Origin of the sequence: Roseofilum sp. Guam, from assembly GCF_017746735.1 — a bacterium.
GTDB lineage: Bacteria > Cyanobacteriota > Cyanobacteriia > Cyanobacteriales > Desertifilaceae > Roseofilum > Roseofilum reptotaenium.
The window spans coordinates 22,647-29,574 of the sequence record NZ_JAGHZN010000057.1 but is presented as its reverse complement, the minus strand read 5'-3'; the positions used below and the strand labels follow the sequence as shown (position 1 = coordinate 29,574).

Sequence of the window (6,928 nt, the reverse complement as noted above, 5' to 3'; positions counted from 1 at the left end):
CTTAATTAATCCTCAACATTTAAGAATAGGGTTTGCTCATTGTTGTTACTGTGCCTCATAACAGCGCGAAGCGCTGTAAGCTTCATTTGGTGGTGAGTGAAAAGTTAACGATCGCCTCGATTACTGGATGGGACTACTTGGTCGATGCCTTATTAAGCGCAACTTCATAGAGAAATGGTATAACTTATTCATCGAACTTGATATGACCAGGAGACTCAATGCTAGGAATAGGGGGCAGTGGGCGATCGCTTCCCTTTGATCGCAATGATAATGCTTAAACAGACTTCAGATTCCCTAGAAAACTAAAAAAAGGAGCCTAATGGCTCCCCAAGTTCTTCATATAGTTTAATTCGGAGGAAATTAGACTACCTGACTTGATGCATACCAGTTTCAACAGGACTTGACCTAGGCATTCTTGCGGCGCTTGGACGCAGCAACCAGACCGCCAATGGCAGCTAAACCTAGGAGAGTGGACGGTTCGGGAACTTTAGCAGCAGGTTCACCTACGGTGAACTTGAAGTTGCGGGTGAAGGAGAATCCATCACCCGCATCAACTACACCAGATTGATAGGAACCTTGATCGAATGCACCTGCGGAACCGGGAGTACCAAAGCTGTAAGCGTAATTCCATTTTGTACCTCCGTCCAAGCTGTATTTAACGACTTCACTAGCCATCATTTGGGATAATACAGGGTAGAGTGGGTCGGCTACATTAAGTTGTAAACCGCTAGCGAAGGTGTTATGACCGGCTAATTCAAAGGAGTATTCGCCATTGTTGCTCGTAACAGATTGAATGTTGGGGTCGCTCAAACGTTGGAAAACATTTTTGGTGGACAAGAGAGGGTTGTTTTGAATATGCCCTAAAAGAGCAGCACCAGAGTTAATGCCAATGTTTAATGCATTGAACTGAGCTGTATAAGCGCTATAAATTCCGTTAGTCCAGGCAGTTCCCAAGCCACCTAACCAGTCAGCTTGACCGACGGAACCAAAGGTGATGCTGCCGTCGGTGAAGTTAGCGGTTAAGGTTGAGGGGGTTTCATTTGCCCAGCCATAGTCGATGTTGTCATCTAGCTCAACGTTACCTGTATTTCCCAGAGCGTCCATAATGGCTGCGCTGCCGTTGCTACCAGAAAGTTGAACTTGTCCGCCACCAATTTCTTCAAATACGCGAACATCTCCACTGGTGCTAACTCCAGTTAAAGTACCGGCAAATGCGGGAGCGCCGAGGACGCTAACACCGGCGACAACGGAAGCACCCATAGCAATTTTTTTCATAGTGTTAAACATAATCTCAAGCTCCTAGAATTCTGTAAGTGTGTTGGGTTGACTTGTAATTTTCAATAAGTTGTTGGGAACTTGCTATCCTCTCAACTGAGTCCCATCCTAAGTTGATATTTGGGGAAGCTATGTGACCGAGTTCACTAGAGCAACGTGATTGTTCTTCTTTGGAGAAACTCTATTTTCTTCCTCGCTTTGGGTGGCTCAGTTTGGGGAAGTTATTGCCTTGCAACTTGCTCCTATCATAGCCTCAAACCCTTGACCTGTGGTGAAGTTAGGATGAAGATTACAACAAGTTTCTATAAAGTTTTCCAGGAAATTAAGATGCCATTTTCCGTATTTCTACGATTGCAAAAACTGGCTGATCCGAGTGGCAGCCTGTTGGAGAATGTGGGGGTCATGGACGAGGGCAAAACGGACAAAGCCCTCTCCAGAAGGGCCAAAACCAGCTCCAGGGGAGGCCGCTACCCCTGTAGTTTCCACGAGTTGGGTGCAAAACTTGACTGAGTGTTTTTCCCATTTCTTCGGTAATTTGGCCCAGACAAACATGGTGGCAGCGGAGGGAGAAATCGGCCAACCTATGTCGTCCATGGCACGAATAAAGGCATCGCGACGCTGTTGAAAGCGGTTAATCGTGGTCTGGATATGGGTTTGGGAGCCTTGGAGGGCGGCGATCGCCCCATTAAAGATGCCTTGGTACTGATTAAAGTCTACCACTGCTTTGACTTGGCGCAATCCAGCTATCAATTGGGGATTGCCGATCGCATAACCCACCCGAAATCCACCCATACTATAGGTTTTGGAGAAGGAGAACAATTCGATGGAGATAGCTTTATCGGGGTCGGCTTGGAGGACGGAAGGAGATGCAGGTTTGCCATCAAAGACAAATTCGGCATAGGGTGCATCGTGGACGAGAGCGATATTGTGGCGCAAACATAGGTCTACCGCGTCTTTGAAGAAGGATAAGGGCGCAGTGGCAGAGGTTGGATTATGAGGATAGTTGAGAACCATCATCCGCGCTTTGTCTAAAACAGAGGGGGGAATATCGCTAAAGTCGGGTAAAAATCCATTCTCTTCTCGTAACGGCAGAGTGTAGATGTCTCCCCCGGCAAAGCAAACCCCACCATAGTGAGACGGATAGCCTGGATCGAGCAAAATAGCGATATCTCCAGGGTTAAGGATGGCTAGAGGAAGATGAGCCGTGCCTTCTTGAGAACCAATTAAAGCCAGGACTTCCGTTTCTGGATCGACGGGAATGTTGTATTTATCGGTGTACCACTTCCCACAGGCTTGGCGGAATGGCAGGGTACTATTGAACAGTTGATAGCCGTGGGTGCGGGTATCGGGGAGAGTTTGGGCGATCGCCTCGATCACCTGGGGGGCAGCCGGTTGATCGGACGATCCCAAGGATAAATCAATGACTTCTAAACCCGCAGCTCTGGCTTTCCCTTTGCCACGATCCATATCGGCAAAGACATTATGTTCAAATGATTTGAGGCGATCGGCAAAACGAATCATGAGGTAGGGAATGGGGGGATGGGTTACAGGTGGGGCTGGATCATGTCCACTAATTTTTGTTTGGTGAGTGCCCCTTCATCAGAAGCGATAAGCTCTCCAGACTTGAACAGGCGCAGTCCCGGAACGCCCTCTACTTTATACTTATCTACCGCTTTAGGATTGGGGTCTACTTCCATTTTTACGACTTTGAGGCGATCGCCATATTCGCTGGCCATTTGATTAATCGAAGGGGATACCAAGCGACAAGGACCGCACCAATCCGCCCAAAAGTATACCAGGACAGGTTCAGAAGCTTTGAGGACTTCAAATTCAAATTGAGCGTCGGTAATCGTAATCGGGGTACTCATAAGCAATCAGCCCAGTTCTGGAAACGATCCATTTTAGGTTAGCTTGAGTTATTATACCCCGATCCGGGACTTTCCCTTTCATGAACTAATTTTAAGCTCTAGCGATTGCCAAGGCGATTACGACAGACTTAAATTCTGAAGCCTAGCTATTGTAAGCTATTGCCTATTACCCATTGCCTATTGCTAGAGCGCCAAGTGCTCCAATTCCCATGAATTCTATTGTTGCCTCTGAGCTGAACACGTTTACAGAAGAGACTTCTATCCGTACGATCCAAGCGCTCCAAGAGGAGGCGATCGCAACTCCCTTAAGTCCCGAACCTATTGCCACGTCCTATGTACATCAAGGCAACGGCGGTACTCCGATTGTGTTATTACCTGGGTTTGATAGTTCGGTGTTAGAGTTTCGGCGGTTATTACCCCTGCTAGCGGAACATCAGGAGACTTGGGCGATCGATTTATTCGGGTTTGGGTTTACCGAAAGACGGCCCAATTTACCCGTGAATCCAGAAGCAATTAAGGTTCATTTACATTCAGTTTGGCAAACTCTGATTCAAAAACCCGTTATTTTAGTCGGCGTTTCCATGGGAGGCGGAACCGCCATTGATTTTAGCCTCACCTATCCAGAAGCTGTAGAACAGTTAGTGTTAATTGATAGTGCCGGATTTGCTAACGGTCAGGCTATTACCGCACAATGGTTAAAACCCCTCGTCTATGGGGCAGCTAAATTTTTACGTCAATCTTGGGTGAGGCAGTCTGTCGCAGTCCAAGCCTATTATGACCGAAAATGGGCTTCTGTCGATGCTCGGCTCTGTGGAGCGCTGCATTTAAAGATGCCTTATTGGACAGAAGCCATGGTTAGTTTTACCCTCAGTGGCGGCTACAATAATATGGCTGATAAAGTTGGGAAAGTTACTCATCCCACACTGGTTTTATGGGGAGAGTGCGATCGCATCCTCGGTACTGCTGACGCGGCCAAATTCCAGACAGCCATCCCCCACGCTAAACTGATTTGGATCGAGCAGTCTGGGCATACTCCCCACTTAGAACAACCCCAAAAAACGGCCGAACTGATATTAGAACACTGCAATCAACCTTCCTTACGCTTGAGATGATGATTAAGATTAAGCCGCAAACTTTGCACTGAACTACCGAAGCGATCGCACTAACCCATGCATATCAAATCTAACCCCAAACCTGGCGCAAATTCAACACAAAACCGGGTAAGACTTCCTCACCAGATAGCTCAGTGGGATGGGATGAAATTTCTACTTCTAAACCCACTCGATAAACTTCCACGGTTCGATTTTTAGGGTTAATTAACCAACCTAACTTGGCTCCATTGTCCATATACTCGTGCATTTTCTCTTGCAGCGACTTCAGAGTATCCGAAGCAGAACGCAATGCCACCACAAAATCGGGACAAATATTGGCAAAGGTTCCCTTTTGTTCCTCCGTGAGCGCATCCCAACGCTCTTGACTTATCCAAGACGCATCCGGGGCGCGATTGGCACCATTGGGTAAGATGAAAGCAGTCGAAGAATCAAACATCTCTCCGGGTTCACCTGTATTCTCCCACCATATATACAACTCGCCAGAAATTCTGCTATTCCGTTTTCCGCTTTCCCAACCTGTAGGTGGATTCACAATTAACTCTCCTTGTGCAGTTCTCTCCAGTTGTAAGTCTCGATTGCTCGCAGCTAGAGCTTCAAACTGTTCTTGAGTGACATAGAGCTTCAGGGTTCTGGGTAACTCCAGTGACAGAGTTTCGGTTTCAGGTTTGGGGGGTGTTTGTACCATGTTAACCTCTGCGATCGTAGAGATTGGCTAGTCAGATTCTAACCGATATCACCCCAAACTCGACGCAAATTCAACACAAAACCGGGTAAGATTTCCTCACCAGATAGCTCAGTAGGATTGGACAAAACTTCGACTTCTAAACCCACTCGATAAACTTCCACGGTTCGATTTTTAGGATCGATCAACCAACCCAGCTTGGCTCCATTATCCATATACTCCTGCATTTTCTCTTGTAGTGACTTGAGAGTATCCGAAGCAGACCGTAATTCAACCACAAAATCGGGGCAAATATTAGCAAACGTTCCTTTTTGTGAATCCATCAGCGCATCCCAACGCTCTTGACTTACCCAAGAGGCATCTGGGGCGCGATTTGCACCATTCGGTAAGATGAAGGCAGTCGAAGAATCAAAAACCTGTCCCAAGTTTTCATTTTCTTCGTCCCAACGATCCAATTGTCCGGTGATCCTACTATTTCGTTTTCCACTTTCCCAACCTGTAGGTGGATTCACAATTAATTCTCCTGTTGCCGTTCTTTCTAGTTGTAATTCTCGGTTACTCGCTGCTAGAAGTTCAAACTGTTCTTGAGTGACGGAGAGTTTCAGGGTTCTGGGTAACTCCAGTAACAGGATTTCGGTTTCGGGTTTGGGGGGGGGTTGTACCATATCTCAATTAAAAATTAAACATGGGTATGGGTTGGGCTTCCTCTTCGATTTTAGGCGATCGCGCTCTCCGATTTTCTCCCAGGGTTGTGCAACCGAACCGTTAAATCATAGGTTTCCCTATCGCCAGAGTATGATATATAAATAGATACGGAAAAAAGCGAGACTCAATCGAAACCTATGGATACGCTAACGCTCAAACGCGAAGTAGACTTGTTGTGCGATCGCCTGGGTAAAACCCAGGACTATCTTTGAGCTACCCATCCTCAATGCTAAAATCCAAGACCTGGAACAACTCGCCTCTCAACCCGATTTCTGGGATGACCAAACCCAGGCTGGACGAACGCTCCAAGAGCTAAACGACCTCAAATCCTCTCTTCAACAGTTTTCCAATTGGCAAGGCACATTAGAAGAAGCGAGGGCCATCTTGGAGTTGTTAGAGTTAGAAGCCGATGAATCACTTCTCCAAGAGGCCCAATCTCATGTTTCCCATTTAAGCCAGGATCTCGATCAATGGGAACTGCAACAATTGCTATCGGGAACCTACGATAAAAGTGGAGCTGTTCTAACTATCAATGCAGGAGCAGGGGGAACTGATGCTCAGGACTGGGCAGACATGCTGCTGCGCATGTATAAGCGCTGGGGCAATGCTCAAGGCTATAAAGTTGAACTGACTGAAATTTCCGAAGGAGACGAAGCCGGTATTAAATCAGCCACCCTAGAAATCAATGGCCGGTATGCTTACGGTTACCTGAAAGCGGAAAAAGGAACCCATCGGTTAGTGAGAATCTCCCCCTTTAATGCCAATGGTAAACGACAAACTAGCTTTGCTGGAGTCGAAGTCATGCCGATTTTAAATGAAGAGGTACAGCTAGAGATCCCAGAAAAAGACCTGGAAATCACGACTTCTCGTGCGGGTGGTAAAGGGGGTCAAAATGTTAACAAGGTAGAAACCGCTGTTCGCATTACTCACCTCCCTACTCGGTTATCGGTGCGCTGTACTGAAGAGCGATCGCAACTTCAAAACAAAGAAAAAGCCCTCGCTCTCTTAAAATCCAAATTACTGGTGATTGCCCAAGAACAACGGGCCCAAGAAATTGCCGATATTCGCGGCGATATCGTCGAAGCGGCCTGGGGAAATCAGATCCGGAACTATGTTTTCCATCCCTATCAAATGGTCAAAGATCTGCGTACCAATGTAGAAACAACTGCTATTATGGATGTGATGAACGGTGAAATTATGAGCTTTGTCGAAGCCTATTTGCGCCAAGAAAATCAACTCATCGAAGTGACTTAAACTGCCTTAATCGGCGATCGGGAGACCCTTTA

The 6,928-nt window shown here is 46.8% G+C and carries 7 protein-coding genes; 2 read left to right on the top strand and 5 right to left on the bottom strand.

Annotation, left to right across the window (positions count from 1 at the left end; genetic code table 11):
* Positions 1–405: 405 nt before the first annotated feature.
* From J7529_RS20005 to J7529_RS19995, 3 genes are all read right to left on the bottom strand, one after another.
* Positions 406–1,287: an NF038130 family PEP-CTERM protein gene (locus J7529_RS20005; RefSeq protein ID WP_318730430.1), complete on the bottom strand. Its 882-nt coding sequence runs from the start codon at positions 1,285–1,287 to the stop codon at positions 406–408.
* A 333-nt stretch (positions 1,288–1,620) separates the two neighbouring features.
* Positions 1,621–2,793, bottom strand: coding sequence for an LL-diaminopimelate aminotransferase (locus J7529_RS20000; protein WP_413038941.1), 1,173 nt, complete (start codon positions 2,791–2,793; stop codon positions 1,621–1,623).
* Between the two features lie 26 nt (positions 2,794–2,819).
* Positions 2,820–3,143 (bottom strand): thioredoxin family protein, encoded by a 324-nt coding sequence (locus tag J7529_RS19995; protein WP_318730428.1) that lies wholly within the window; start codon positions 3,141–3,143, stop codon positions 2,820–2,822.
* Positions 3,144–3,352: 209 nt separating this feature from the next.
* On the opposite strand from J7529_RS19995, the gene J7529_RS19990 reads away from it, so the two are divergent.
* Entirely contained in the window at positions 3,353–4,255 is a 903-nt protein-coding gene (locus tag J7529_RS19990; protein ID WP_318730427.1) for an alpha/beta hydrolase, read from the top strand.
* A 70-nt stretch (positions 4,256–4,325) separates the two neighbouring features.
* Here J7529_RS19990 and J7529_RS19985 read toward each other — a convergent pair whose 3' ends face one another.
* Both J7529_RS19985 and J7529_RS19980 read right to left on the bottom strand, forming a co-directional pair.
* Entirely contained in the window at positions 4,326–4,940 is a 615-nt protein-coding gene (locus J7529_RS19985) for a Uma2 family endonuclease (RefSeq protein ID WP_318730426.1), read from the bottom strand.
* A gap of 38 nt (positions 4,941–4,978) precedes the next feature.
* Complete coding sequence (locus J7529_RS19980) at positions 4,979–5,602, bottom strand: Uma2 family endonuclease (protein WP_318730425.1); 624 nt, start codon at positions 5,600–5,602, stop codon at positions 4,979–4,981.
* A gap of 177 nt (positions 5,603–5,779) precedes the next feature.
* On the opposite strand from J7529_RS19980, the gene prfB reads away from it, so the two are divergent.
* Positions 5,780–6,896, top strand: a protein-coding gene (prfB, locus tag J7529_RS19975) for a peptide chain release factor 2 (protein WP_413038939.1) whose coding sequence is annotated in 2 segments (ribosomal slippage) — positions 5,780–5,851 and positions 5,853–6,896 — 1,116 coding nt in all. Because the reading frame shifts where the segments join, the coding sequence is not laid out codon by codon here.
* Positions 6,897–6,928 lie beyond the last annotated feature (32 nt).